Raw genomic sequence first — 25560 nt, forward strand, 5'->3', positions numbered from 1 at the left:
ATTAACTTGACATGAAACTAAAATCATTATTTATACTTGCCTTCGTACTTCTGGTTGGTAGTGCCTGTAACCAGTCTTACTTAGATATCAATACCAATCCCAATGTACTGCCAACCGCATCGCCGAGTTTTGTCTTTACGAACGCACTGAACACATCGGCAAGAAACATTGCCGGGAATACGGACGGAGCAGGATCAAACGAAATCGGTTTCTACTGGGCGGGCCAGTGGACACAGGGAAACGGGTATATTATTAATACCGCCCAGTTTGGTTACCAATTTACCAATGGCGATTTCAACTATTGGGATACATACTATGACAATCTGGAAGATTATCAATATGTGATCAATAATGCAGATGCCAGTAGCCAAAAGTACCTGAAAGGTCCGGCTAAGGTTATGAAAGCCATGTTGTATCAGCAATTGGTTGATATGTATGGCAGCGTACCGTATACCGAAGCCTTGAAAGGTGGTGCTATACTGGCCCCGAAGTTCGATGATCAAAAAACAGTTTACGAGTCGTTGATTACGCTGTTGGATGAGGCTATTGTCGATTTGAAAGCCAATGTCTTTTCCAGCGCTTTTACGGGTTCAGATATTATTTTTAATGGCAACGTAACCAAGTGGGCTCAGTTTGCCAATTCACTTAAGATGCGACTGCTGATTCGCCAGTCTAAAATTGCAGGTAGAGAGGCTTATATCAAGACTGAAATCAATAAGATTGTGACCGAAGGTTCGGGCTTTATTACAGGAGCTGAGGTTGGCGTGGGTGGCCCTTCATTTTATTTGGCTACCGCCGGAAAACTAAACCCTGTTTATGATCGATGGGGTTATGATGCCAACGGGGCAAAAAGAGCGTTGAATAACTATCCCCGTCTAACGAAGTTTCTTATCGATGGTCTCAAAGCGGCAAATGATACGCTACGATTAAAGCGAATTGCCTATGCCAACGGTGGGGAGAACGCGAGTACTCCGGGTGTAAGTACGCTGAAAGAAGTGGCGGCCAACTACTCGGGTACCCCGTTTGGGGTGAGTTCAGGTTTCTTGCCAGCCAATACAACCTCTTTAGGGCCCAGCCTGCTCGTGAAAGGTGAGTACAATCGGACGTATATTCTTATGACCGCGTCTGAAGTTCAGTTTTTACTGGCCGAAGCCAAACAGAGATATGCGGATATATCGTTGGCTGGTACAGCTAAATCGTATTTTGAAGAAGGCATTGTCCAGTCGTTCCGCGTGCTGGGGGCTAACGTAGCTGGTGCTGCTGCGTTCAAAGGCAGTACGATCAACAACTACGATTGGGATGCGTCAACGGATAAACTGGCCGCTATTGCTATCCAAAAATGGATTGCACTAACGAACTTCAGTGGTCTTGAAGCATGGGCAGAATACAGACGGACAAACTTGCCGGTAACACCGCAAAGTGTTCAGGTACCTGATGCAAAACGCCCTGTACGTTTCTTCTATCCAAACACAGAATCTGGCTCAAACGCGGCAAATGTAGCCGCGCAGGGTACTATCGATGCATTTAGTACCCGGCTGTTTTGGGATGTTGACTAAAACAGCAAAAATTAACTTTGTCGCATTTGTGAGTAATCAGCAAAAAAAGCGGGCCGACAATGTCGACCCGCTTTCTGCATTACGCTTTATCCAACTATTAAAAAATTAAAATCTAAGGGAATTTTACTTCGCCTACTGCTCTGTCAGGAGCAATTAAATCTTTACATATATCAGTTTAACGGGTGAGAATAAATGCCCTGATACGTAACTAATATTAGGCTGGAAATATAGCTGTTAATCAGTTCCTACGGCAGTTAAATAGGTTTGATGTATATTATTCGGTAGGTATATTGATTTTTCGGTAGATACTTTTTTTGCCATATATTAAATTTTTTCAGTATGCTTACGAGCGTGGTGCATACTGAAAAGAGTGTAAACTTTTTATCTAAAAGGAAGTTATTCTATAAGATTAGCCGACTCAACGCCATGAAAGACGAAAAAGATGTAGAGCGCGATGACGCGCAGATAACGGGTTGTACAGAAGGTCCGTTTGGTTCTGATGATACCGATGTCGATCGGCCAATGGAGGATAATAAGAATCAGTTCGAACAGGAAGATTCTGCCAACGGACTCGATAGTCAACAAGTTCGGGGAGGGCAGGACGGTCGCAATAATCGGGGTATTGGAAGCACCGATATGGATAGTAAGAATGGGGTGCTACGAATGGGTGATACAAGCAATAGCACACTTGAAGTAACCCAGGAAGGACTGGATGCGGCTGTTGCGGATAGCAGTAAAACAAACACGGCTACGGTAGGTGTCACAACGAGCGGTCCTGACGATTATGCCTCTGCCGATCAGGTACCGGTACCAAACGCGCAGGAAGCGGCTAAGAAACAGGATGACACACAAGAGTCTGATAGTGAGCAGGAAAAACGTGAGGAGAATGTTGCTGAAACAGGCACTGACCTTACTAATAAGCCTACATATTAAGTACTTTATATAGGGTAACTTTTCTTAAATTCTAAACACTTAAATAACAACGTTATGAGCGTAAGTAGCAATTCCCGCAAAGAAAGCACTGAGTCTTTTGCGGCTCAGGCAATGCATAACACAATGGGTATCCCCCCAGCGTTAGCACAGTTGAATGATAAGAATCTGGATAATGAATTACCATCGCGCGTGGCCGGTAGCAACGACACCGATGTTCCGGGTGATGTAGCTGAAGCAGAGGCTACAGTAGCCGAAGCCGATGATGCCAAGGGTATTACCAGTGAGGATATTGAAGAATCGAAACGAGCATCATGGGGACAGCCACCTGTTTCTGAGGATCCGGCTATAGTAACCGATGCAGATTGGAACACGAGTACCAACGAAGGAACGATTCCGACCACTCGCATTAATGAGCCGGATAAAACATTAGGAAATTCGTAAGTAGACAGAATCTATATAGTTAGTTGTAAACCTATAGGGACATGGACTCTATAGGTTTACTTTTTTAGCTAGTCAACCAACTGATTTTCGCCCTAAAGTGAATCACTCGATTGACTCAATAGCATTTCTACCGCTGGAGTAGGGAGGAGCGTTCCGGCCCGGACCTGTTCTTCAATTTCTGCTAACTGACTCCGTACATTCGGCTGATTATAAAACTGGCCTTCAAGCCGTTGTCGCACCAAAGACCGAAACCAGGTTAGCTGTTGTTCCTGCCGTCGGCGAAGGTGATAGCCGTTTTGAGTGGTTATTTCTTGATGTTCCCGAATAGTTTGCCAAATGTCGTTTACCCCCACGCCCGTTATAGCCGAGCAAGTAAGTACAGGCGCAAACCAGCCATTGCCAGTGGGTGGAAAAAGATGCAGCGCATTTTGGTATTCAACTCGGGCTCTCTTGGCAGATGCCTGATTATCACCATCCGCTTTCGTAATTGCCAGCGCGTCGGCAAGCTCCATAATGCCTCGTTTCATGCCCTGCAATTCGTCGCCTGCACCGGCCAGCATCAGCAGGAGGAAAAAGTCTACCATGCCATGCACAACGGTTTCGGACTGGCCCACGCCTACCGTTTCGACCAGAATAACATCGAACCCGGCAGCCTCGCAAAGAAGCATTGTTTCTCGGGTGCGATGGGTTACTCCGCCTAACGAATCGCCCGCCGGAGAGGGACGAATATACGCGTTAGGATTCATCGAAAGCATTTCCATACGGGTTTTATCACCCAGTAAACTGCCCCCCGACCGCTGGCTGGTTGGGTCAATAGTCAGGACGGCCAGCGTGTGGTTCAAGCTGGTTAAATAGGTGCCGAACGATTCAATAAAGGCACTCTTGCCAACGCCCGGAACGCCCGTAATTCCTATTCGAATTGATTCGCCCGTTTTTGGTAAAATACGCTCCAGTACCTGCTGAGCCAAAACTTGATCATCAGGACGTCGGCTTTCGATAAGCGTGATAGCTTGACTCAGCACCAGACGGTTGCCAGTGAGAACGCCGGTAGCGTAGTGATCGGGCGAGAGTCGATGGCGCATTTAATAGTTTAGTCCAGCTATTTTAAATCCTCCGGCGTTGTAATTTTAATGTTTTCGTATGACCCTGCGATCAGCGTAATCGGAAAACCGGCATAGTCCATAACACTGGCGCAGTCGGTAAAAAAAGGCTGTTCCTGGGTTTGAAATGCCTGTCGAAACAAGTCCAGCCGGAATGTCTGGGGCGTTTGCATTAAACGATACTGGCTGCGGTCAACGGCCTGGCTGCTGCCATCGGCTCGAATGACCCGCACGGAATCTTTCACGGGTACACAGGTAACCGCCGAGCCTGTGCGAGCGGCCGTATCGAAACTGTTCCGAATAATTTCGGAGGAAACAAATGGCCGGACACCATCATGGACAGCCACTAATCCGTTTGGAACCTGAATCGCCTGTAGGCCGTTGCGTACTGACTGAAAGCGTGTACTTCCTCCGATAACCAATTGAACATTAGGGTGGAAGTTATGTTCCATGCAAAGCCTTTCCCAAATGACCAGATCGCGGGCGGGCAGAACGAGAATAAGTTGAATCGTTGCTGCTCTAGTAGGTTCGGTCAGTGAAGACACAGATTCAGGGAGTTGAACCGTCAGAAATCGCTCGATCGTATGCTGAAGAATAGGTTTGCCATTGAGTAGCAGAAATTGCTTCGGTACATCAGACTTCATTCGGTTGCCACTGCCCCCGGCAACAATAATAGCAAAGTTAGTCGTCACGGAGTTGCCCGGCGGGCGATCATTCGTAGTCATAAAAAAAGGGGGCACAAGACCCCCCAAAAGTACTAAATGACTATTGACTAGTAAAGCAGGATGTTTAAATAATCAGCATGGCATCGCCGTAGCTGAAGAAGCGGTACTTCTCTTTGATAGCTACCTGATACGCTTCCTTGATAAGTTCGTGACCACCAAAGGCGCTAGTCATCATTATCAGAATGGACTCCGGTAAGTGAAGGCTTGTTAGCAGCGAGTTGGCAATTTTGAATTCGTAAGGTGGGAAAATAAAGCGATCTGTCCAGCCCTCAACGGGTTTCAACCGACTGTTAGCTGATACCGATGATTCAATGGCTTTGAGGGAAGTAGTGCCAACAGCACACACGCGCCTGCCTGCATCGAGAGCCGTATTGACAATCTTAGCTGAATCTTCGGGAATCCGGTAATTTTCGGAATCTGTCTTGTGTTTGGTCAGGTCTTCAACGTCCACCTGACGGAAAGTACCTAAACCAACGTGCAACGTGACGGGAGCGAAATGAATACCTTTAATCTCCATTCGTTTCATCATAGCACGGGTAAAGTGCAGCCCGGCGGTAGGCGCTGCTACAGCCCCAACATGCTGGGCAAAAACTGTTTGGTAATTATCCCGGTCAGCTTCTTCTGCTTCACGGTTCATTTCGCGGGGAATGGGTGTTTCGCCCAATTCGTCCACGGCTTTCATAAACTCGTCATGGTTGCCATCAAACAGGAAGCGAATTGTCCGACCGCGCGATGTTGTATTATCAATTACTTCAGCTACCAGATCACTATCCCCGAAGTATAATTTATTGCCAACCCGAATTTTGCGGGCTGGATCGACCAGCACATCCCAAAGTTTCATCTCGCGGTTTAACTCGCGCAGGAGGAATACTTCAATTTTAGCACCCGTTTTTTCTTTGTTGCCATACAGCCGTGCTGGAAAAACCTTCGTGTTATTGATCACCATCACATCGCCATCGCTGAAATAACCCAGCATATCCGAAAACTGCTTGTGTTCAATAGTTTTGGCTTTTCGGTCAATGACCATTAGCCGAGATTCACCCCGCTCAACCGGGTATTTGGCTATAAGACTTTCGGGTAAATCAAATTTAAACTCGGATAACTTCATAATGTATTAGCACGAAAAAGAACGGCGTGTTTTTTCTAAAAGGGGCAAAGATAGTCAAAAACCCGGAAAATTTTACATGTTCCGGGTTTTTTTTCTTGCAAATATCGTAAAAATGACTTATTAGGCGGCCGTAACGGGATCTATTGGCTTCACAGCCCCATCGGTATTCACATTGGCGCGTTCTGATACGTTAAATTTTGCCATCAGCTCAGGCGATACTTCGTTAGCGTAAGTACCCTGCGCGGACACAAAAACACCTTTCATACCATTAGAGGCTGTAATAGCATACAATGTCATTTCATCGCCGGGATCCGATGTACCCTCAAATCGGTGGAACTCATCTACGATAAATTCTTCTCCTTTCAGCTTTGTTTCTGTGCTTTTTTCTTCCAGAAAATCTTTTTTCGGGCCAAACTCGTGCGTATAGCCGCGGCTCCGAAGGTCTTCCATTGCTTCGGTCAGGGTGGTGAAATGGGTCATAGTCGTAGAGTAATTTTGTATTAGTGTAAAACTAAAAAGAAGCCAGTATGGTTTTGGCACGAACCGTATAGTAATGTACCAACGCCGATCTAAGCAGAGTAAACATTTACTGGTAAAACCTGATTAGTATTGTGCGTAATACAATGAATAAATACGCCCTGCCATGCTTCGCTCTCCTTATTCGGCTTGTAAATTTCTTATCCTATCACTTTGTCTTACAGCCTGTAACACAACTGACCCGGAGTTTAACGCACCTGTTATTCCGGAACGTATTACATTTTCGGCTGCCCGGCAGTATCCGGAGGGGATAACCTATGCGCCCAGATTCAACCAGTTTCTGGTCGGTTCAATTACGCAGGGAAAAGTAGGAATTGTGGACGAGAAAGGACGCTATGCGGACCTGATTAAAGACGACAAATTGCTGATTAGCAGTGTTGGTATAAAAGTACGGGGTAGCCAACTGTACGTTTGTAATGGCGATCAGGGCGTTTCGGACAAAAGCGAACCGCAAACAGCGTTGAAAACCGCCGGTCTGTTTATTTACGATCTCGCATCGGGTCTGAATCTGCGTCGGGTCGATTTGGCTGCGCTCTTGCCCGATGCCAATCATTTCGCCAATGACATCGCATTTGACGATCAGGGAAATGCCTACGTAACCGATTCATTCGCTCCCGTTATCTATAAAGTCCCATCCGATTCAACCCGGCCAAGCATATTCGTCAACTCACCACTCTTTGCCGGGACACAAGGCTTTAATCTAAATGGGATCGTTTACCACCCCGATAAATACCTGATTGTAGTGAAGTCGAACGAAGGAAAGTTGTTCAGGATTGATCTGGCTAACCCAAACAAGGTTGTTGAAATAACGGGTGCAACACTACCGGGTGGTGATGGAATGCTGCTGTATAAGAACGATTTATATGTTGTGAATGGCCGCAATCGAGTATCGCAGATACGAAGTTCAGACGGTTGGCAAACGGCATCTATCGTTAAAACGGATAGTGTTGGTTACAGTCAGGCTACCACCAACGTGTTAGTGAACGACAAGATTTATACGCTCAACGCCCGTATCGATGAGGTAAGCGCGGCTGTAACGGCCAAAAATCCGGCTCAACTTCAGGCTACTTTATACAGTATTCAGCAGTTTAAATAGTGAGCGGGCAGAAAGGAAAATTTCCTCTTTCTGCCCGCTCACTATTTAAACTCACTTATTTTAATCCGGCAACACCTTTACCATCAAGTCTTTATAGTAAATTACACTTTTGGGATCATGGCCTTGCAGGGCAATGGTACCATGGCTCAAATGGCGTTTGTCTTTGCGTCCAGGTGTACTCAGACTGTCCGCTTCGGTGTAGTCGTTAACAACCTTATCATTGATTTTGATGATTACCTTCTTGCCTTGCACAATGATGTGCTCCGTGTACCATTCTTCATCTTTCACAGACACTTCTTTTACGTCCTGAAACGAATAAACGCTACCGGTTTTGCGCCAGTCGGTATGGCTCTGGTTTACCTGAATTTCATAACCCTGCGAGGGCCAGCCAGTTTCCTGATAGGCTGTATGAATAAACATACCAGAGTTAGCGCCGGGCATTGTTTTAACTTGTGCTTTCCACTCGAAATTTTTGAAATCGTGGTTGCCCACTGGCCCTTCGTAGAATAGGTGCGCCCTTGGACCGGCAACCATGATCGTGCCATCTTTAATACTGAACGTACTGGCATTGTCGCCAACTTTCCAGCCGTTGAATGTCTTGCCGTCAAAAATGCTAACCCAGCCGTCGGCGGCTGGTCGGCTGATGAAACTAATGCACAAACCAAGCAGCAGTGTAGCGGCTAACAGGCGGGGTAGGGTCGTACGCATAAAAAAAAATCTCAAGTTGGAGGTGATGTTTTGTTGATAAAGCACAAGCTCACCAAAAACTAATGTTCATCCGTCAACTTGCTCTTATTAATTGGTATATGGCTGCTACATATCATCATCAACCTGCTAAAATACGCCGGTAGTGCAGCAGAGGGGAATTGAAAGTGAACTGCTCAAAGAAGGGTGTTAAGCAAAATTAAGTAACTTGCTAAACTGTTTATCCGCTCTTCATGCCCGCCAATAGTACCAGCCAAATGCCCGCCGATTTGCCGACTCAACTTTCCTTAGCTCAGCTTTTTGACTCACTACCCGATAATGTTTTATGGATGCGTGCTGTGCGCGATCCAAAGAACCTGTCTGATGAATCGGCGAATAATGTTGAAGAATTGACTCAAAATCAAATAGTTGACTTTGTTGTCGACTATGTCAATCCGAAGGCTCGGCAAACGGTTGCTGGCGGGTGCCAGGTCACCACTGGCAAATCAGTTCGATATGGTAATTCGCCTAATTCAGCCCTTACAGAGCAAAGGTTTCAGCAATTGTGCGATGTGGTTGAAAGTGGCAGGTCAAAGGAGTTCGAGTATTTCGATACTACTCTCGGCCAGTGGCTTTGGGTGACGCGTTCCAAAGCGGGCGATGGGGTGCTGAGCATATCCCGCTCGGTCGCTAGTCCGAAGGAGCTTGTGTTGGAAAATGAACGCCAGCGAACGCTATTAGACCGTGTTCTCAATAGCGCGTTCAATACGGTATTCGTCTACGAAGCTATTCGCGGTCACGACAACCAGATTCAGGATTTTAGCATTCGCCTGGTCAATGAGCGGGGTCGGGCAGATGTGTTGGCGCGTCTAAGAATTGATGTAGAAGGTAAAACATTGCTCACTATAAACCCGGATTCCCGTCAGTCGGGCCAGTTTAACCTGTTTTGTCAGGTTATCGAGTCGGGCCATCCCATTCAGACTGAGCAGTTTTATCCGGTTGCTCAGGCTTGGTATAATACCTCAATTACTAAACTGAATGATGGCGTTGTTGTGATAGGGAGTGACATTACCGAGCAGAAACAAAGCGCCCTCGAAACAGAACGCCAACGAACACTTTTAAACGGTATTCTGAACGCGTCGCAGGATGCTGTTGTCGTGCTGGAGACTATTCGTGAGGAGTCTGGAGAAATTACTGACTTTCGGTTTACCCATACTAATTCAATGGCAACCCAGTTACTTGGTCATTCGGTTGATGGGTTGTTTCAATCTACATTTAAGACGCTCTACCCAGGCCCCTTAGACGCTAGTCTATTTAATCACTGTAAAACCGTAACACAAACCGGCGAATCCTACAAAGGCGAACTACTCTACGAAGCGAACGGACTGGATTGCTGGTATGGAATTTCGGCAGTTAAACTGGGTGATGGCGTGGTGCTGACCTTCACGGATACGTCTGCTGCAAAACGAGCGGCCATGACCATCGAACAGTCAGCAGACGAGCTGCGGACAGTAATTGACTCCGCGCAGGTTGCTATTTTCCTCATCAATCCGGTCTACAATGAAGTGGGCAGAATTGTTGATTTCCGGTTTCGGACAGCTAATCAACTGACGGCTCGTTATGTGAATCAGGACCCCGACGCATTGACTGGCGAATTAGTGAGCCGATGGTTTCCTGACTACCTCACCAATGGGTTGTTCAGGCGGTATGTTGCCATTTTCGAAACGGGCCGGACACAGCATTTCAATTTTCACTTCGAGGCCAAAACTATTGATTCCTGGGAAAACTATACCGTTCTCAAGGTTGGAAATGATGTTCTGGTCACGTTTACCGACTACACCGAACTCAAAAAGCTTCAGCAACGCCTGGAAGCGTCAGCTACTGAATTACAGACAGTTGTTGACACGTGTCAAACCGGAATTTTCCTGTTTAGCCCCGTGCGAAATCAAACAGGTACTGTTATTGATTTCCGGTTTCGAATGGCCAACCAGCACTTAGCCTCCTATGTGGGGCAGAAAGCAGATGCTCTGGTAGGGGCGTTGGGCAGTAAGTGGTTTCCTGATTATAAAACAAACGGGTTATTCGATGCCTATTATAAAACCTATAGTACGGGCGAATCGTACCGGTTTGACTTTCATTATGATGGAAGCGGAATTGATGTCTGGCTCGATATTAAGACGACCAAATCGGGCGACGATGTGTTGGTCACCTTTGGGGATTATACGCCCCTAAAGCAACTCCAGCAGCAACTGGAAAATTCGGTTATTGAGTTGCAGCGGTCAAACAAAAATTTAGAGCAATTTGCTTACGTGGCGAGTCACGATTTACAAGAACCTCTTCGTAAGATTCAGGCATTTGGTGATATTATTCAGTCGCAGTTTGCGCCGGTTATCGGTGAGGGAGGTGCCGATTTGATTGCGCGAATGCAATCGGCTGCTGCCCGAATGCAGGTGCTAATTAAGGACGTATTAGCCTACTCGCGCATCGCTACCAAACGAGAAACTGTTGCACCAGTCGATCTTAATCAGTTGGTGGTCGATGTCTTAAGCGATATTGAAACGGCAATTACCGACAAGCAGGCTGTTATAAACGTTGAGTTGCTCCCTACGGTTCGGGGCGACGCGGCCCAACTTCGGCAACTCTTTCAAAACCTTGTGAGCAATGCGCTAAAGTTTACAAAGACCAATAAAACGACCGAAATCCCCACAATTTGCATCTCAACCAGTCTCGTACACGGTCGTGATCGAACGGAGGTCTCATTGCCGTCTACGGATGCTGATCGTTTATTTCACCTTATTGAGATAGCTGACAACGGTATTGGTTTTGATCCGCGCCACGCTGAACGAATTTTTCAGGTCTTTCAGCGGCTTCATGGCCGAAGCGAATATCAGGGGACCGGCATTGGACTAGCCATTGTTCAGAAAGTTGTCGATAACCATCAGGGCCATATTCTGGCCGAAGGAAGACCGGGACAGGGGGCTACGTTTCGTATTTTATTACCCGTGTAATTCATGCCTATTTACGCTACTGCAACGTACCGATTAGGGAAAACTGACAGTAGTGTTCACCATTTTTGCCTTTCAGTTCGTTACTTTGGCAATCGAATCAATTAGAAGTCTTCATGCGTAATTTCATTTTGTTGGTTTTAGGGCTGGCTTCGGCTGCGTGCAAACTCAGTGTACCCAGTGTTTACGATGTCAATTTTACATCAGATCCGACTGCCACGCCCGTGACACCTGGTCAGATTGACGAAGCGTCGGGAATGGTCGACAGCCGTAGCCAACCCGGTAACATCTGGATTGAACAGGACAGTGGCAACCCTGCCGAACTTGCCTTACTGGGGTATGACGGCAAAGTAAAAGGTAAAATAGCGGTGCCGTCAATTGCCAACCGCGATTGGGAAGAATTGGCTATGGGTCCGGGCCCAAAAGACGGCACGAACTATATTTATATTGGTGAAATTGGCGACAATAATGCCCAATACCAGACAGTACAGATTTACCGCCTACCCGAACCCACCAATCTGCAAACGCCCATTGTGAACACACAGATTGAGCGTATAAATTTTGCCTATCCACAAGGCCCGCGTGATGCCGAAGCCATGTTTGTTGATCCCAAAACAAAAGATATTTATGTAATCTCTAAACGGGAAGAGAAGGTGCATCTGTATGGCTTGTCTTATCCACAAAACACGAATGATCTGACCACGGCAACCGATTACGGTGAACTTCCTTCTTTTGGTGGAGGGCTGGCAAACTACGTGACGGGAGCGGCTATATCTCCCGACGGTAACGAAATTCTAGTGCGAACCTATACCACTGTATATTACTGGAAGCGTGATGCGGGACAAAGTATTGCAGATGCGTTACAATATGGCACCCGTCGTTCCTTAGTTACTCGCCTGGAGCCGCAAGGTGAAGCTATCTGTTTCGATAAAGACGCGAAAGGCTTTTTTACCATTAGTGAGCGGGCCAGCGCTTCATCGGTCAACCTATATTATTACGCCAAAAAGTAGTTGTACCGCAGAAAAGCGTAAGTGACTGACCTGATGTATTGAGAGGTTCCGTCAGTTACTTACGCCTTACTGAGTTATCTTGCCGCATGGATTCATCGATTCTGATTATAGTCCTGAGTTTGTCGGTATTGATTTCCTATGCCTTCGACTTGTTTAGCAGCCGTTTCAAAACGCCATCCGTTCTGTTGCTGTTGCTGTTGGGTATACTAACGAGGCAAGCCACTACGTATTTCGATGTTCAGGTACCCTACGTCAATGCTATTTTACCCACGCTTGGTACGCTGGGTCTAATTCTGATTGTACTGGAAGGTGGCCTTGATCTTGAGCTTCACACCGACCGCCTAAGTGTACTCCGGCGAACGTTACTGGCTTCGTTACTCGCCATTGTGGGCGGAACGCTGCTCATGGCCGGAATGCTCTATTTACTTCTGAACGATTCCTTCTATCACTGCCTGATTGCCGCCCTGCCGTTTTCCATTATCAGCAGTACGGTAACGGTGCAGAGCGTAGAACAACTGTCGGGTGGGCAGCGTGAGTATGCCGTTTATGAATCGGCGTTTGCCAGTATTTTGGGCATTATGGCCTATAATTTTCTGCTGTTGAGTCGGGAATCCATACTGGGAGCCGTTTGGCTTTTCACACGCGATACACTCCTGATGGCCCTCATTTCGTTGGGATGTTGCTTTTTGCTACTCTATCTAATTGGCCGTATCAATCACCGCATCAAATTTCTGCCGATTATTTCGGTACTTTTTTTAGTCTACGCGCTTGCCGAAATCAACCATCTCTCGTCGTTATTACTGATTCTTATTTTTGGTTTGTTTCTCAACAATACCGAGCTGTTTATTCGTGGTCGATTGAGTCTGATTCTGAAAAACGATTTGTTTGAGAAAGAGCTTGACCAACTCAAAAATCTGACCGCTGAAGGCTCCTTTGTGGTGCGTACGTTCTTTTTTTTAATCTTAGGGTATGCGGCTGTCCCTAGTCAATTGGTTGATAGTGACGCACTTATTGTTAGTGCGTTATTCATACTTATTATCATTGCCTGGCGCTGGGTAACGCTTCGACTTACGTATTGGGGTACGCCGGGGCCGTTGTTATGGATTGCGCCACGCGGCCTGATTACGGTTCTACTCTATTTAAATATCCCCGAAGATTTGCGGTTGCAGGGTTTCCGCGAAGGCATCCCCATAGTGGTTGTGGTGCTGTCGTCTCTGGTGGTTATGACGGGGGTGCTGGGGCATAAACCCGTGAAGGATACTAACTAAAGAAGATAGCCTTTACTTCGCCTTCATGTAGTTCCAGAAAATCCACCACCGTCGGGATTGTAAGTAACTCATATTCTGCTCGTTGGCGAAGGCTTCTCGCTCGAAACTAATATTGCGGTAAGCTTCGTAGTGCTGTTTGTACTGAAACCGACGGATGATGTATTCAACGACGTACCACAAATAGAACAGAAAAATTCCTAGTTCTGCCTGTTGGCGCAGATGAATTCGTTCGTGGTTGAGAAGGGTAGGGCCAGGATTCGGATGCCTCACTAAAATAAAAGGAAACAATGCCATCCCATCGGGACCGAGCGAAGAAACGTGGATGACAAACATGGCTATTACTACGTTTACAAAGGAATAACAATAATAGGCGCAATTTTGCGCATACCTACGAACATTGCCTCTATTGAGACTTACAGTCTGTTCTTTATGTCGCTACTACTCATTAGTATTTTTGTTGCCGGCTATGTGCTGATTACACTCGAACATTCGATTAACATAAATAAGACCGCTACGGCGCTCATTACGGGTGTTCTATGTTGGGCAACTTATGCCCTGATGTCGAATGACACCGCAACCATCGGACACCAACTCGGGCATCACTTGAACGACACAGCCGAAATCCTGTTCTTTCTGATGGGAGCCATGACCGTTGTCGAGTTGATAGATGTGCATGATGGTTTCACGCTTATAACAGACCGCATTGCCAGTCGCAATATCCGCACCTTACTCTGGTTAATAAGCCTGCTCACATTTTTTTTGTCGGCCCTATTAGATAACCTTACTGCCTCTATTGTGATGGTGTCGGTGGCGCGAAAGTTAATTCGGGATGTTGAAGATCGACGGGTTATTGCCGGTATGATTATCGTTGCCGCCAACGCAGGTGGTGCTTGGTCGCCTATTGGTGACGTGACGACTACCATGCTCTGGATTGGCAGACAAATTACGACTTCCAGTATCATAAGCTCTTTATTGTTACCTAGTTTGGTATCGATGGTGGTGCCATTGTCTCTACTGACATACCTGTACAAATCCAACTCTCAAGTCAATACATCACTGGATAATTTGGGTATTAGCCGCCCTTACGTAACCCCAACGACCCGGCGCGAACGACGAACTATGCTGGCTATTGGGTTGGGTGGAATGCTGTTCGTCCCTATTTTTAAGACGCTCACGCATTTGCCACCTTACATGGGGATGATGCTGGTGCTGGGCGTAATTTGGGTCGCATCAGAAATTCTGCACAGTGATAAAGACGAGGCTCAACGGAAGAAGTTTACGGCGGCTTACGCGCTAAGCCGAATTGATACGCCCAGTATTCTGTTTTTTCTGGGTATTCTGCTGGCCGTTGGATCGCTGGAAGCAACAGGTGTGCTGCGTTCGTTAGCCGAGTCCTTAAATCAAACCGTTGGCAATCTGGATGTCATTATTCTACTGATTGGCGGTGTGTCGGCAGTAGTTGACAACGTACCCATAGTGGCCGCTACTATGGGTATGTATGACCTGCAAACGTATCCGACTGATGCCAAAATCTGGATATTTCTGGCTTATTGTGCTGGTACGGGCGGGAGTTTGCTACTTATTGGGTCGGCAGCGGGTGTGGCCGTTATGGGTATGGAAAAACTGACTTTCAGTTGGTATTTGCGTAAAATTAGCTGGCTGGTACTAATCGGTTACGTAGCTGGTGCATTGGTATATCTGGCCGAATTTGCGCTGACTAAGTAGCCAATTAATTGGACCATCTGCGTACTTTGTTGTTTGTATATGATACAGTACCTTTGAACATAAATTTTCTCTGAAAAACCATGAAAAAACTACTACTAGTCGCAGGGATAGTGTCTGTATTTTGGCAGTCGGCAACTGCTCAATCAACGCCAACAGCCGACCAGGTGATCGATAAATACGTTGCCTCAATCGGAGGGAAAGATGCGTTGATGAAAGTAACAGATATGACCACCAACATGTCCAGTGAAGGACAAATGGGTGCTATTATGATCACTCGCAAACAGAAATTGCCTAACAAGTTTTCAATGGTTATCAACGCCAATGGCATGGAGGTGATGAAACAAACCGGCGATGGCTCGAAGGTGGTTATGGGTGGTATGCAGGGAAGCCGCACGATCGACGGTCCGGCGGCTCAGCAGATGACGGCCATGAACACGATTTTTCCGGAACTGCATTATACTGAAAATGGGGTGAAGACGACTCTTGTTGGTCCCGAAAAGATAGACGGGAAAGATACCTACAAACTTAGCCATACGACCGCCGATGGTTCGGCGGTCTGGACTGATAATTTCGATGCCATAATGGGCCTGAAAGTACAGTCAGTAATGACGGCGAAATCACAGCAGGGAGAAATGACAACGACCAGTATATTTTCGGACTATAAAGAGGTGAACGGCATCAAATTCCCGATGACCATCCTGCAACAGTCACCCCGTGGCCCTATGACCATGACTATTGATAATGTGAAGATCAACAAGGGGCTGAAAGATTCGGATTTTACGGAAAAGTAAATAATTTCCTTTTAGGAGTCTGATTATAAATTACTAAACTTAAGTTTTTCGTGATAAGCCCTGCTGTGGTTCATATTAATTTAAAATCGTAGCCCGACTTATCGCGAAAAACCATAGAGTCTACTCAAAATCGAAGGGATATTTTGCTTTATCTACGGTCACGTTGACAAGCATAAACTCGGTTTTGCCCCGTAGCATTTGTGTACGCATACTCAACTGGCTGATGGTTGTCATTGCCCCGTTGCTGAACCACCAGACCGTGTGAAGAACTTTCCCTTTCTTGCGTAATTCGCCAATGTAAGCCGGGTGTCCGTCGAGTACGGTTTCCCGAATGCGCCGAAGTTCGTAACCACTGCCCCGCCAGCAAGCAATTGGGTTATGGTCAGCGCTGAACCAGTCGGGTTGGGGTTTCAGGTAAATCAGGATGCCCGGTTTTGCCAATTGTAGTAACCCCGTAGCAAGCGTTTTGCACTGGCAGTCATGTCCATATTTGTACCACCCCGCTGCTATTGACGCAAGATGTACATTGCGGCAATGGGTAAGGCCGGGTTCAACGGGTCGTGATGCCAGCACTAGTACAACTAGGCCAAGCGTCAATAAGCCAGTTCCCCAGCCAAGTCGCCAACCGTTCATCGAATTCTGTGCTTTTGTATACTCCTCAAGTGCAGGAGATGTCCGTGCGAGACGTTGCACAAGCACACCCGCTACCGCCCACATGGGAAGCCATGTATAGACTGCTACACACGCCAAGCCAATACCCTCGTGTGCCCAGGTGCCAGGCATAGCCCCAAAAGCTACCAGCAACATAATTCGAAACAGATTACAAAGAATTGTCAGCCCCAAAACGAATAATCCGTAGGCAAAAACCCATAGAAGGGACACTGATTTATGCGCCTGTCGTTCTTGCCAGATAAGCATAAACAAAGCTAATAATAACGATACACCGGTTAGTTGAAGCCCCGTGCAAGCCGGATCAACGGCCAGTTCAATACCGTTATTAATCAGTATGTTACCTTCCACCTGTACGTTTAATCCGGCTAGCCGAAGAAGATTACCTGCCCATTCGCTGAGTTGTAGTCGGATGGGGAAGGTGAATAAAGCCGAGAAGTAGCGCAGGCCCGGTGACAGGAGTAATAGGGTCAGTAAACGCCCTGTCCAATGGCTTCGGACACTGGTTCCGGGCCAGCTTGCAAAGACGAGCAAGGCTATGGAAAGCAAGGTTGTTAGATCAAGCGACAGCATAGCGTTTTTTCCAGATTAGCCATCCAATCAATCCGGCCACCATAATCAGTAAGGCCCATTCGTGCGGTTCTGGTACGGCTCCTTCTTCTTTCAGCGTTGCATTATCGAGTCCGGAAAAATCTTTCTTGATACCAAATCGCTTATAATCCCGAGCTGTTTCGAGCACGACCAGACTTGATAGGGGCGAGACAACATGCGCTTGCTGTGCTTCCAGAATCAGGGCCTCAGTCTGATAGTTTTTGGCAAAATAATGTTGCCCAATCTGCTGCAATAAGTGATTGTATGTGAACAATCGGGCTAAGTGGTCAGGGGCGACAGACGCTGCTGCGGTTCCGGCCGGGCTTTCCCGAATGGCAATACCCGCTTCGGGCAGTACAACTCGGTTTTGTGTATCGGGCTGGCGCGGAAACTGCTTAGTTTTGTCAAGAAGGCTAATCAGGTCGGTGGTGTTGCCATGCGTAACGTTCAGAACGCGGAGTTCAGCCAATGTTTTCAGGTAAGCAGGCAACTCTCCGATACCCAAATTTGACTCGTAGCAAAAGGTGCGAATGGGTAGCGTCTGTTTTGCCAATATCCCGAAATGGTCAGCAAATTGGCTACCTCTCAAGTCGGTTAGAATGGGGGAGATAGGTGTACCTTTTGTAATGAGCAGGGCAGTTGTCGGGTTTGTAATTCGGTAAATTGGAAACAGACTGAATGATTGTTTTGAGAGCCGCTCATAGGTTGCATCAAGGTCTTGCGCGGTAACTTGCTTCAGCCCATCCTCGAACACCCAGGCCCGACAATATTTCTGCTTCGTTGCAGTCCGGAAAGCCCTTGTAAACTGATCTTTCTCCCAGGATGCATTCACATCTAAATACACATCGGTTGGCGTAAATAACTCATTAACTGGTTTGTAAGCTTCTAGTTGGTAGGCGTGTTCGTTAAGGACAAATACGTCTTTAGATAGGGCTGGTGCCTGAAAAGTCAACTGCCAGTCAGATTCGTAGTTTCCCCGGTGGGTAAGCGTGTTGCCGGTCAATTTGTCAACTATCCAGGGTGTATGTATATCATTGGGCGTCGAAGCAAAATTGATCGTTACCAACTCTTTCGCCGAATTGGCATCAGGTCCGTCGAAGTAGGGATTCTGATACACTAATTTATTGTCAACTACGCCTAACGGTGACGTAATACCGATTTTAACGCGTCGGTCGGCACCAGCCCGGCATGGAAATACGCGCACTGTTACGCGGTCGCCTTCCTGCCAAAATACCACTGATGGGTCGCGGGCAAAACGTCGTGACTCCACATCAACAACGGTCCGGTAAGCCGAATCGGCTTTGGCAACGGTTGTCAGGCGGGCTGGCTCTTCCTTTCCATTGACCCACAGCGACATAGCCGACACGACTGAACCAGTTGGCAGGTGAAACGTTAGCAACGCTTCTTCAGTTGTTTGGCGGGCCTGGTTGCGAATCTGCACAGTCTGTTCAGTATAACTCAGCCGAAACTGCGGCCATATGCGTACCTGCGACACCACATCTTCTACCGTCAGGTGTCGTCCGGTCCAGAATTTTTCTTCGGCACCATGCCGATTTGCCGACAGGACTTTGAGTACCGAAAGTTGGTCTGCATCAGACAGCGCATCGGCTGGAAATAGTCGCGATGCAATGACGACTAACGGGTCATGCTGCCGAACATCATCTAAAGCAGTCAAACCGGCCAATCCCCAGCCGTTCCCCTCAAAAAATCGGCCCCGGTCATATACCCGATTGCTCAGCAGCAACCGATTCGTAATCCAGCTAGGCCGCGTTTGGCCAGCCGGTCCCTGGTCAAGTTTAAGCTGCTGGGCAATAAGGACCCAATCGGGTAAATCGCTGGTTTTACGTAGGGTAGCTTCCTGCTGCGTTTGGTCGATACGATTCAAATTGCTAATCCAACCTGTCATAAACCAACCTATTGCCAGTACTGGTACGGCCAGTCCAACGGCAATCCCAGGTCGCAAATGCTCTTCGCGCTGTGCATCCTGCCAAAGCCGTTTGCCCAGTACAATAGCGAATAGGAGTGGTACGAATGTATGAATGGACAAACCAAGGGCCAGTAAAAGCGGGACACTGACGGGGTACAATCGAACAATATATACGGCCATATAGACAAATAACCACCACCCAAACGCCAGCACGGCATATAACCCCTGCTGCGCCCGAACCGATAGCGACTTTTTCCAGCCGTAAAGTACCATAGCTGCACTGATCGCCACTAACGCCCAGCATAACCACTCAGTCGATTGTTGAAAAACGGGCATCTCGCGGTTCAGCGAATAGGCGCTAATAAGCCATAATAGCATCCCAAGCCACCGCGCAGATCGGCCATCGGGGTATTGTTGTTGACGGAGTTTAAGAAATCCATTCGCCAGTAAAACCAGGGAGAAGGCTACCGCCAGTCCATAATGAAGCATAATAAGTGTCATATTATTGCTCCCTTCTTGACGCGGACCACTTAAGAGGTTGTATAATAAAAATATTACCCCTGATATTGTCAGTAGCAACAAGCCAAGCCCAAAAATCGAATCACGAAACGGCGCCAGAAGGCGGGAGCGAGGGGTAGATGCAGCATAGTCGGCCCTCTGCGATTGAGCCGTATCGAGTTCAACAGAAGGAGTTTTGAATTTTGTTTTCATAAAAGTACTTTGTTTTTCAAAGTAAAAGAGAAAAAATACACACGTAGATAGCCGATAGCTAAACGAGTAGCTTCAGGTGAAACGAATGGTTGTACGGAGGTTTGGTTGTTTTACACGTTTTTGATAAAGGCTTCCAGCGCGTTCAAGTGTTCCGAAAACGCCTGCTGCCCCGCACTTGTAGCTGAGTAAGTCGTATTGGGTTTGCGCCCGATAAATTGTTTTTTTACAGATACATAGCCCGATTCTTCCAGGGCGCGCAGGTGCGTGGCCAGGTTTCCGTCGGTCAGGCCGAGTAACTCTTTTAGCGCGTTGAAACTCATTAACTCATTAACCATCAGGACCGACATAATGCTTAGTCGTGCTTTACTCTCGAAAGCTTTGTTAAATTGAGCCAGCAGATCGTACTTCATGCGGTAGTGCGTTCGTATTTGTAATACATCGCCAGACCATAGACAATGTGCAGAACCCCGAACCCAAGAGACCAGGTTAGTAAGTTATAACCCGGCCAGAATAACGACAGTAAGCCTAGTGCAATTTCGCAGTAGGCCAGCGATTCAACGTCGCGGAGGGTGTATTTGCTGCCGTTGAGTAGGGCCAGACCGTAAAAAATAAGCGTTACCGGAAACGCCAGCCAGATTAAATTGTACTGAAGTAGTGCCAGACAAAACACGCCCCCCGTCGCTAATGGAACAAGCATCGCCCAAACTAATCGCTGCGACGATGTATTCCAAACACTTTGTCCCTGACGCCGGGCTTTACGGACAGTGAAGTAGGTTCCTGACAGTAGGGCCAATATTAAAACAACGACCGCCACCGTTACCAAAAACTGCTTAATGGATGAGTGATCTGCGTCGGTGTAGAGGTCCGGTTGGTAATCGTGTACGGCGGTGAACAGACCCATCCGCATACGCATGTACACTGCGACTGCTCCGCCAAGAGCAATCAAGCCCGCTGATACACCCGATAAGCCGCTCAGCGACAGGAATTTGGAAGAGCGTTCCATTAGGCTACGGATTTCCGTCAGCGTTTGCAGGTGTTCGCGCGATTCGTGCATATGATGAGGGTAAGTAAAAAAATTTCGTTAGTAACTGATTATTAATTAATTAGTTATTGAAAGTGTGTCAATTAATCGACCGCCCAGAATGATAATTCCGACCGTAACGGCTGTAATAGCTAGAATTAGTACGGCACCAGACGAGAGATCTTTGATAGCTTTAATTTGTGGGTGACGACCGGGCGATACAAAATCACACAACTTTTCAATAGCTGTATTGAATGCTTCTGCCGCCCAAACCAAACCGATTTGCACTAATATAATTGCCCATTCTGTGCGGCTTAGGTGTAGCACAAACCCGGTTATAATGATTAGAATAGCCACGAGTAAATGGACTTTAGCATTGTTCTCGAACCGAAACAAGTCTATAATACCCTGCCCTGCAAACCGAAAACTGCGCAGAACTTTACGGAAATCAATCATTTGGCAAATGTATTGTTAAAACAAGCCGATTTTCATCTAACGTATGGCAGACTCTAAGTAAATCAGTTAATAGTGAAACCAGAATCAAGGTTTTCATTGAACAGGCGTTTTTAAGAATCAATGGTTGCGGATTGGTTCATTTTCGTGCTCGACATACCAGTAAAAGGCCACGTAAAAGAGAATTAGAACAAATCCGTACGCTATGGTCAGTTTCAGGCTCAAATGGTCGTGGTAGGCCCGGGCAATTGCCAGTGTCAATGATGAGGGTTTCGTTAATATATCCCAACTGTTCCATCGCCCAAATCGGCCTAAATAAATCCCAAACCCTGATAGAATCTGACTGCCAAGGATCAATGTCCAGGTTAGTAAGTTGCCTGCTAGTGGTCGAATCATTCGATGGACGATAAGTATAGAATATAAGCCCGCCAGTAAACCTGTCAGGGCAAACACGAAGATCGTCATGGTATCGAACCATAGTAAGGGTTGATCGATATTTTGGATATGGTACAGATCGGTAATGATGTAGGGAGCATTGGGCAAAAATACCAGCCACATCGCCAGCCCGCCCAGTAGCAGCCACGGATTCTTGAAACCTGCCCACCGTAAATCACGTAAAACCAGTACTACACCCAGTGGAAACCAAGCCAGAAATAGATTCCAGGTTAGCATAACGAAAAACCACCAATTACCCGTTAACAAACCCCGCGTCAAAACAAGGCTTAGTCCAGTCAAGGTCAGAAGGGCCAACGCGCGTAACCCCTTCCCTGATGGCGCATCACGAGGGGCTATTCTACTAGAATGATAGGAGGAAGATACTATTGTTTGCATAATTTAAAGTACTTTGTATTGCAAAGTAAACACATTAAAAGAATGCCTGTCAAGAAGACAGTCAAAAATATTTTTAACGGTTCAGTATAGAGTCGATTTGCTGCCTAAACTAGCCGGTTTGAACGAGTCGCTTTTTGTCCAAATTCAAGCGGGTCAGATAAGCTTTATTGAAGGCTACCATCATATCGAAGTATTTATAAAACCGCTCAAAATTGTCGCTTTGTAAGTCATTAACAAGGCTGTCACCCATTTTAATGTCTTCGTAGGAGCGCGATGAGTTGAGCTAACCAGCAATAAAATGAGCGTCTTTTGTCATCCCTGTGTAGAAGGACGACAAAAGACGCTCATTAGAAGAAATCTAAACGGTTGCGTTCTCGAAATTAAGAAAACGAGAGCGTCATGGTTAGTACTTCATTTCTCCCCGGTCTTTCTCAACAGCCGTGCGACCTTCCTTCATCCAGATCGGCATAGGCGCGTCTTTGAGATAGTAATCGAAGAACTGGTACAGGCGGATGCTCAAATCTTTTGCATTATGTCGTTGGGTAAGGTTGTGCCCTTCACCATTGTAGACCATCATCCAGACGGGCTTATTCAATCGGCGTAGGGCCGAAAACATCTCGATACCCTGATACCAGGGGACGGCTCCATCAGCGTCGTTATGTGTCATCATGAGGGGCGTTTCAATCCGGTTCGCGAAGAAGAGCGGAGAGTTTTCGATGTAATTCATGGGCTTATCCCAGAGTGTACCACCGATGCGGCTCTGCGTTTTTTCATACTGGAATGCCCGGCTAATGCCCGTTTCCCAGCGAATTCCGCCGTAAGCCGACGTCATGTTAGCCACTGGCGCACCTGCTTCGGCAGCCCGGAACAAGTTGGTGCGGGTGATGATGTAGGCAGTTTGATAGCCACCCCAACTTTGCCCCTGAATGCCAAGTCGGTCACGGTCAACGAAGCCTTTGTCAAGTAGACTCAGCACACCCGGCACAATGCAGTCGTAAGCGTTGGGACCGGGTTGTCCTGTCGTGTACACGATGTCCGGCACAAATACCAGATACCCATTCGAGACGCAAAAGGGAATGTTGATGGTTGACCGGCTTGGGCTTGGAGCCCGATAATCGTTTAATGTTTCGGCATTGCGCTCGTAGAAATACGTAAGCATGGGGTACTTTTTGGCTGGGTCGAAACCTTCAGGTTTGAAAAGCAACCCTTCGAGTCTAATACCATTGGTGCCAATCCATTTTACTATTTCCGCACTCCCCCACCGAATACTATCCTGTTGTGGATTCGTATGTGTCAGTTGAATTGGTGCAGCCAGCGTTGTATCGGTTTGGAATAAATTGACCGGCTCCTGATAGTTTCCTTTGTAAAAGGTCATGACCGGCGCGTTTTTGGCCTTATTCAACCCAAAATAATGGTGATTGCTACGGGTCAATACGGTTGGTTCGGCAACAGCCATCCCATTTTTGCTCTTTAGAATACCTGTTGCCTTGTCGCTTTCCCAAATACCTGTCAGGAATAGTTCAGTTTTTGGGTCAATCGCTTTTTCGATAGAGCCCCCCCGCCGACCGGGTGCATCATCATCGTCGTTGTCCAACTCGGCGCGACGCAACCGGATTTTGTTCTTACGACCCCATCCCGCCGTCAAGCTCGTGGGTTTTTCTTTGCCTGTTGGATCAATCTGCCAGATGTCGTAGCGGTCGTAAAGCCAGAGGTAGCGGTCGCCGGTTGTCCAGCCCGCCGAGCCATAAGAACCGGGTAGGCTAGGCGTGTCGTGCTCTTCATCGAAAAATTTGCTTGGCAAGCCGCGTGTCAGATCGATACGTTTGCCATCGGCGACCGTCCATGCCCGCCAAAGCGAATCGCGCTCATCGAACCAGTAAGCGTATTTTCCTCCGGGCGAGAGTTTAGGTTGGGAAGCCATGATGTCGTTGGCAATCCGCTTCTTGTCGCCTGTTTGTGCATCAACCAGATAGAGGTCCGTATGGCCGGGGTCCCACGAGGCCTGCACCTGATAGGGCAAATCACTTAAGCCCAACAAATAGCGTGTGCTGTTTTTTGGATCGAAGGCAACGGTCGGAATTTCACGGTTGGCTAAGGGCGTAACCTTGCCGGAGGCAAGATCGTAGACGGCCAGGAATCCACGTTCTTTTTCTTCCTTAAGCCGACGTTGCTGCATCGGTTGCAGGCGGCTATCGGTCCAGGTCCAGATGTCCATTTTTACTTTCTCATCCTCTGGCGTCAGCGTGTCTTTCGTGGGCTTCGGGGCAATGGGTGACGTTGAGAAATAAAGTCGTTTACCATCGTCGGCAAACTTCGGTTCGCGAAACTCGTTCACTGACCAACCTTTGGGTAACGCTGGTGTCAGCGTGTCGGCTATGATTTTATACGGCGCTTCAGGTGCTGTGGTTTTACCACGCTTGCCCTTTGCCAAAACCGCTGGCGACAGGTTTTTATAATACAGCGTAAACACTTTTACGTCGCTGCCTGCACTATCGGCCGAAGCCATCCAGGTGAGTTGTTGGCCCGCTTTGTCTATGGCTAATCCTTTGTAAATCTTGCGCTTCGAGCTTGTATCGACGAGCATCGTTTTTCCGCTAGACGTATTAAACAGAAATACGCCTGGAATGCCAGTCTCACCCGTTTTTAGTGAATCACTAGCGGATTCTTTACTGTAAAATACCGCCTGGCCATTGTCTGACATAACCGCGTTCGAGACGTAACGGACTGTCTTGCGGGAGCCGTCGGCCATGTTCAGAATCGTGAGGTCGTCGCCTTTTGGCTTCTTCGATTCGCCTTTTCGGGTAGCTACGGTCGTAGTTGAAACCGGCGGAGATGGTGCAAGCGTATCCTTTTGAGAAACAACTCTTGGGGTGGGTTTCTCTTTGTCGTCTTTACGCTCCTGCACTACCGCCAGCCATGACCCGGTATCCTTGCCGAATACAAAAGACTTTGCGTTGGGTAATTTAGTGGGCTTGCCAGACGTTAGATTTAAGACAAGCAAGCTGTCTTTGGGCATTTCGTCTGGTTTCTTTTTCTTGAGTTTAGCTTTGCGCGTATCTGCTACCGGTACTTTCAACCGCATCACTAAAAACTTGCTGTCAGGCGTAAACTGTGCCATGTAGCCGCGCGGAAAAACATAGTGTGTACGGTTAGTGTTGGTATTGGAAGTCGTTACTTCTAATCGGCCATCGCCATCCTGTGGATCAATCTGATAGGCAATCCAGCGACCGTCATTCGAGATTTTCTCTGATCGAACGCTTTGCCAGCGGTCATAATCGGCAGAGGTAAGTGCGCGCTTCTGGCCTTGAGCGAAGAGAGACGTTGAGAATAAAAGACATAGTAAAAGTTGACGTAAGTGTTTCATTTAGGGAGGAGAGT

General features: G+C 47.3%; 23 protein-coding genes. 9 read left to right on the plus strand and 14 right to left on the minus strand.

The window, feature by feature from the left end; all coding sequences use genetic code 11:
• Positions 1-11 precede the first annotated feature (11 nt).
• The 3 genes from ACFS25_RS07340 (at position 12) to ACFS25_RS07350 (ending at position 2930) form a co-directional block, all read left to right on the plus strand.
• Positions 12-1556: a SusD/RagB family nutrient-binding outer membrane lipoprotein gene (locus ACFS25_RS07340; RefSeq protein WP_381498084.1), complete on the plus strand. Its 1545-nt coding sequence runs from the start codon at positions 12-14 to the stop codon at positions 1554-1556.
• A gap of 426 nt (positions 1557-1982) precedes the next feature.
• Complete coding sequence (locus ACFS25_RS07345) at positions 1983-2489, plus strand: hypothetical protein (RefSeq protein WP_381498086.1); 507 nt, start codon at positions 1983-1985, stop codon at positions 2487-2489.
• 54 nt (positions 2490-2543) lie between these two features.
• Positions 2544-2930 (plus strand): hypothetical protein, encoded by a 387-nt coding sequence (locus ACFS25_RS07350; protein WP_381498088.1) that lies wholly within the window; start codon positions 2544-2546, stop codon positions 2928-2930.
• Positions 2931-3022: 92 nt separating this feature from the next.
• On the opposite strand, the gene meaB is transcribed toward ACFS25_RS07350, so the two are convergent.
• The 4 genes from meaB to ACFS25_RS07370 all read right to left on the minus strand — a co-directional run bounded on the left by meaB (position 3023) and on the right by ACFS25_RS07370 (position 6343).
• Positions 3023-4012 (minus strand): methylmalonyl Co-A mutase-associated GTPase MeaB, encoded by a 990-nt coding sequence (gene meaB / locus ACFS25_RS07355; protein WP_381498090.1) that lies wholly within the window; start codon positions 4010-4012, stop codon positions 3023-3025.
• A 17-nt stretch (positions 4013-4029) separates the two neighbouring features.
• Complete coding sequence (locus ACFS25_RS07360; RefSeq protein WP_381498093.1) at positions 4030-4755, minus strand: 2-C-methyl-D-erythritol 4-phosphate cytidylyltransferase; 726 nt, start codon at positions 4753-4755, stop codon at positions 4030-4032.
• 64 nt (positions 4756-4819) lie between these two features.
• Complete coding sequence (gene queA / locus ACFS25_RS07365; RefSeq protein WP_381498095.1) at positions 4820-5863, minus strand: tRNA preQ1(34) S-adenosylmethionine ribosyltransferase-isomerase QueA; 1044 nt, start codon at positions 5861-5863, stop codon at positions 4820-4822.
• Positions 5864-5983: 120 nt separating this feature from the next.
• Positions 5984-6343, minus strand: coding sequence for a hypothetical protein (locus ACFS25_RS07370; protein ID WP_381498097.1), 360 nt, complete (start codon positions 6341-6343; stop codon positions 5984-5986).
• Positions 6344-6506: 163 nt separating this feature from the next.
• Between ACFS25_RS07370 and ACFS25_RS07375 the strand changes: the two genes are divergently transcribed.
• On the plus strand, positions 6507-7496 hold the full coding sequence (locus ACFS25_RS07375) for a gluconolaconase (RefSeq protein ID WP_381498099.1): 990 nt from the start codon (positions 6507-6509) through the stop codon (positions 7494-7496).
• A gap of 60 nt (positions 7497-7556) precedes the next feature.
• Here the strand turns inward: ACFS25_RS07375 and ACFS25_RS07380 are convergent, their stop codons facing one another.
• Positions 7557-8204, minus strand: coding sequence for a 3-keto-disaccharide hydrolase (locus ACFS25_RS07380; RefSeq protein WP_381498101.1), 648 nt, complete (start codon positions 8202-8204; stop codon positions 7557-7559).
• Positions 8205-8434: 230 nt separating this feature from the next.
• Between ACFS25_RS07380 and ACFS25_RS07385 the strand changes: the two genes are divergently transcribed.
• The 3 genes from ACFS25_RS07385 (at position 8435) to ACFS25_RS07395 (ending at position 13463) form a co-directional block, all read left to right on the plus strand.
• Positions 8435-11188 (plus strand): PAS domain-containing sensor histidine kinase, encoded by a 2754-nt coding sequence (locus ACFS25_RS07385; RefSeq protein ID WP_381498102.1) that lies wholly within the window; start codon positions 8435-8437, stop codon positions 11186-11188.
• Positions 11189-11301: 113 nt separating this feature from the next.
• Positions 11302-12195 carry a PE-PGRS family protein gene (locus ACFS25_RS07390; RefSeq protein ID WP_381498104.1) on the plus strand — a complete coding sequence of 298 codons (894 nt, stop codon included), beginning with the start codon at positions 11302-11304 and terminating at the stop codon, positions 12193-12195.
• Between the two features lie 86 nt (positions 12196-12281).
• Positions 12282-13463, plus strand: coding sequence for a cation:proton antiporter (locus ACFS25_RS07395; protein WP_381498106.1), 1182 nt, complete (start codon positions 12282-12284; stop codon positions 13461-13463).
• Between the two features lie 12 nt (positions 13464-13475).
• On the opposite strand, the gene ACFS25_RS07400 is transcribed toward ACFS25_RS07395, so the two are convergent.
• Positions 13476-13796 carry a hypothetical protein gene (locus ACFS25_RS07400; RefSeq protein ID WP_381498108.1) on the minus strand — a complete coding sequence of 107 codons (321 nt, stop codon included), beginning with the start codon at positions 13794-13796 and terminating at the stop codon, positions 13476-13478.
• A gap of 96 nt (positions 13797-13892) precedes the next feature.
• On the opposite strand from ACFS25_RS07400, the gene nhaD reads away from it, so the two are divergent.
• Both nhaD and ACFS25_RS07410 read left to right on the plus strand, forming a co-directional pair.
• A complete protein-coding gene (gene nhaD, locus ACFS25_RS07405; protein ID WP_381498109.1) occupies positions 13893-15188 on the plus strand; it encodes a sodium:proton antiporter NhaD in 1296 nt (431 codons plus the stop codon).
• 80 nt (positions 15189-15268) lie between these two features.
• Positions 15269-15979, plus strand: a complete 711-nt coding sequence (locus tag ACFS25_RS07410; RefSeq protein ID WP_381498111.1) for a hypothetical protein — start codon at positions 15269-15271, stop codon at positions 15977-15979.
• Positions 15980-16099: 120 nt separating this feature from the next.
• Here the strand turns inward: ACFS25_RS07410 and xrtN are convergent, their stop codons facing one another.
• The 8 genes from xrtN to ACFS25_RS07450 all read right to left on the minus strand — a co-directional run bounded on the left by xrtN (position 16100) and on the right by ACFS25_RS07450 (position 25546).
• Positions 16100-17221 (minus strand): exosortase N, encoded by a 1122-nt coding sequence (gene xrtN / locus ACFS25_RS07415; protein ID WP_381498113.1) that lies wholly within the window; start codon positions 17219-17221, stop codon positions 16100-16102.
• Complete coding sequence (locus ACFS25_RS07420) at positions 17208-19877, minus strand: XrtN system VIT domain-containing protein (RefSeq protein ID WP_381498115.1); 2670 nt, start codon at positions 19875-19877, stop codon at positions 17208-17210. Before ACFS25_RS07420 ends, xrtN begins: the two co-directional genes overlap by 14 nt.
• Positions 19878-19987: 110 nt before the next feature.
• A complete protein-coding gene (locus tag ACFS25_RS07425) occupies positions 19988-20287 on the minus strand; it encodes a winged helix-turn-helix domain-containing protein (protein WP_381498117.1) in 300 nt (99 codons plus the stop codon).
• Positions 20284-20931: a hypothetical protein gene (locus ACFS25_RS07430; RefSeq protein ID WP_381498119.1), complete on the minus strand. Its 648-nt coding sequence runs from the start codon at positions 20929-20931 to the stop codon at positions 20284-20286. Before ACFS25_RS07430 ends, ACFS25_RS07425 begins: the two co-directional genes overlap by 4 nt.
• A gap of 45 nt (positions 20932-20976) precedes the next feature.
• Positions 20977-21354, minus strand: a complete 378-nt coding sequence (locus ACFS25_RS07435; protein WP_381498121.1) for a diacylglycerol kinase family protein — start codon at positions 21352-21354, stop codon at positions 20977-20979.
• A gap of 117 nt (positions 21355-21471) precedes the next feature.
• Entirely contained in the window at positions 21472-22182 is a 711-nt protein-coding gene (locus ACFS25_RS07440) for a DUF1361 domain-containing protein (protein ID WP_381498123.1), read from the minus strand.
• A gap of 109 nt (positions 22183-22291) precedes the next feature.
• The gene (locus tag ACFS25_RS07445; RefSeq protein WP_381498126.1) at positions 22292-22432 is read right to left on the minus strand and encodes a hypothetical protein; all 141 of its coding nucleotides are present in this window, start codon (positions 22430-22432) and stop codon (positions 22292-22294) included.
• A gap of 153 nt (positions 22433-22585) precedes the next feature.
• Positions 22586-25546 carry a S9 family peptidase gene (locus ACFS25_RS07450; RefSeq protein ID WP_381498128.1) on the minus strand — a complete coding sequence of 987 codons (2961 nt, stop codon included), beginning with the start codon at positions 25544-25546 and terminating at the stop codon, positions 22586-22588.
• Between the last annotated feature and the right edge of the window lie 14 nt (positions 25547-25560).

It is taken from the genome of Spirosoma flavum (genome assembly GCF_042686045.1).
Lineage (GTDB): Bacteria > Bacteroidota > Bacteroidia > Cytophagales > Spirosomataceae > Spirosoma > Spirosoma flavum.

Excerpts from the sequence above, each read along its gene's own strand:
- ACFS25_RS07340 (WP_381498084.1), top strand. The coding sequence starts at position 12 with ATGAAACTAAAATCATTATTTATACTTGCCTTCGTACTTCTGGTTGGT.
- ACFS25_RS07345 (WP_381498086.1), top strand. The coding sequence starts at position 1,983 with ATGAAAGACGAAAAAGATGTAGAGCGCGATGACGCGCAGATAACGGGT.
- ACFS25_RS07350 (WP_381498088.1), top strand. The coding sequence starts at position 2,544 with ATGAGCGTAAGTAGCAATTCCCGCAAAGAAAGCACTGAGTCTTTTGCG.
- meaB (WP_381498090.1), bottom strand. The coding sequence starts at position 4,012 with ATGCGCCATCGACTCTCGCCCGATCACTACGCTACCGGCGTTCTCACT.
- ACFS25_RS07360 (WP_381498093.1), bottom strand. The coding sequence starts at position 4,755 with ATGACTACGAATGATCGCCCGCCGGGCAACTCCGTGACGACTAACTTT.
- queA (WP_381498095.1), bottom strand. The coding sequence starts at position 5,863 with ATGAAGTTATCCGAGTTTAAATTTGATTTACCCGAAAGTCTTATAGCC.
- ACFS25_RS07370 (WP_381498097.1), bottom strand. The coding sequence starts at position 6,343 with ATGACCCATTTCACCACCCTGACCGAAGCAATGGAAGACCTTCGGAGC.
- ACFS25_RS07375 (WP_381498099.1), top strand. The coding sequence starts at position 6,507 with ATGCTTCGCTCTCCTTATTCGGCTTGTAAATTTCTTATCCTATCACTT.
- ACFS25_RS07380 (WP_381498101.1), bottom strand. The coding sequence starts at position 8,204 with ATGCGTACGACCCTACCCCGCCTGTTAGCCGCTACACTGCTGCTTGGT.
- ACFS25_RS07385 (WP_381498102.1), top strand. The coding sequence starts at position 8,435 with ATGCCCGCCAATAGTACCAGCCAAATGCCCGCCGATTTGCCGACTCAA.
- ACFS25_RS07390 (WP_381498104.1), top strand. The coding sequence starts at position 11,302 with ATGCGTAATTTCATTTTGTTGGTTTTAGGGCTGGCTTCGGCTGCGTGC.
- ACFS25_RS07395 (WP_381498106.1), top strand. The coding sequence starts at position 12,282 with ATGGATTCATCGATTCTGATTATAGTCCTGAGTTTGTCGGTATTGATT.
- ACFS25_RS07400 (WP_381498108.1), bottom strand. The coding sequence starts at position 13,796 with ATGTTTGTCATCCACGTTTCTTCGCTCGGTCCCGATGGGATGGCATTG.
- nhaD (WP_381498109.1), top strand. The coding sequence starts at position 13,893 with ATGTCGCTACTACTCATTAGTATTTTTGTTGCCGGCTATGTGCTGATT.
- ACFS25_RS07410 (WP_381498111.1), top strand. The coding sequence starts at position 15,269 with ATGAAAAAACTACTACTAGTCGCAGGGATAGTGTCTGTATTTTGGCAG.
- xrtN (WP_381498113.1), bottom strand. The coding sequence starts at position 17,221 with ATGCTGTCGCTTGATCTAACAACCTTGCTTTCCATAGCCTTGCTCGTC.
- ACFS25_RS07420 (WP_381498115.1), bottom strand. The coding sequence starts at position 19,877 with ATGAAAACAAAATTCAAAACTCCTTCTGTTGAACTCGATACGGCTCAA.
- ACFS25_RS07425 (WP_381498117.1), bottom strand. The coding sequence starts at position 20,287 with ATGAAGTACGATCTGCTGGCTCAATTTAACAAAGCTTTCGAGAGTAAA.
- ACFS25_RS07430 (WP_381498119.1), bottom strand. The coding sequence starts at position 20,931 with ATGCACGAATCGCGCGAACACCTGCAAACGCTGACGGAAATCCGTAGC.
- ACFS25_RS07435 (WP_381498121.1), bottom strand. The coding sequence starts at position 21,354 with ATGATTGATTTCCGTAAAGTTCTGCGCAGTTTTCGGTTTGCAGGGCAG.
- ACFS25_RS07440 (WP_381498123.1), bottom strand. The coding sequence starts at position 22,182 with ATGCAAACAATAGTATCTTCCTCCTATCATTCTAGTAGAATAGCCCCT.
- ACFS25_RS07445 (WP_381498126.1), bottom strand. The coding sequence starts at position 22,432 with ATGGGTGACAGCCTTGTTAATGACTTACAAAGCGACAATTTTGAGCGG.
- ACFS25_RS07450 (WP_381498128.1), bottom strand. The coding sequence starts at position 25,546 with ATGAAACACTTACGTCAACTTTTACTATGTCTTTTATTCTCAACGTCT.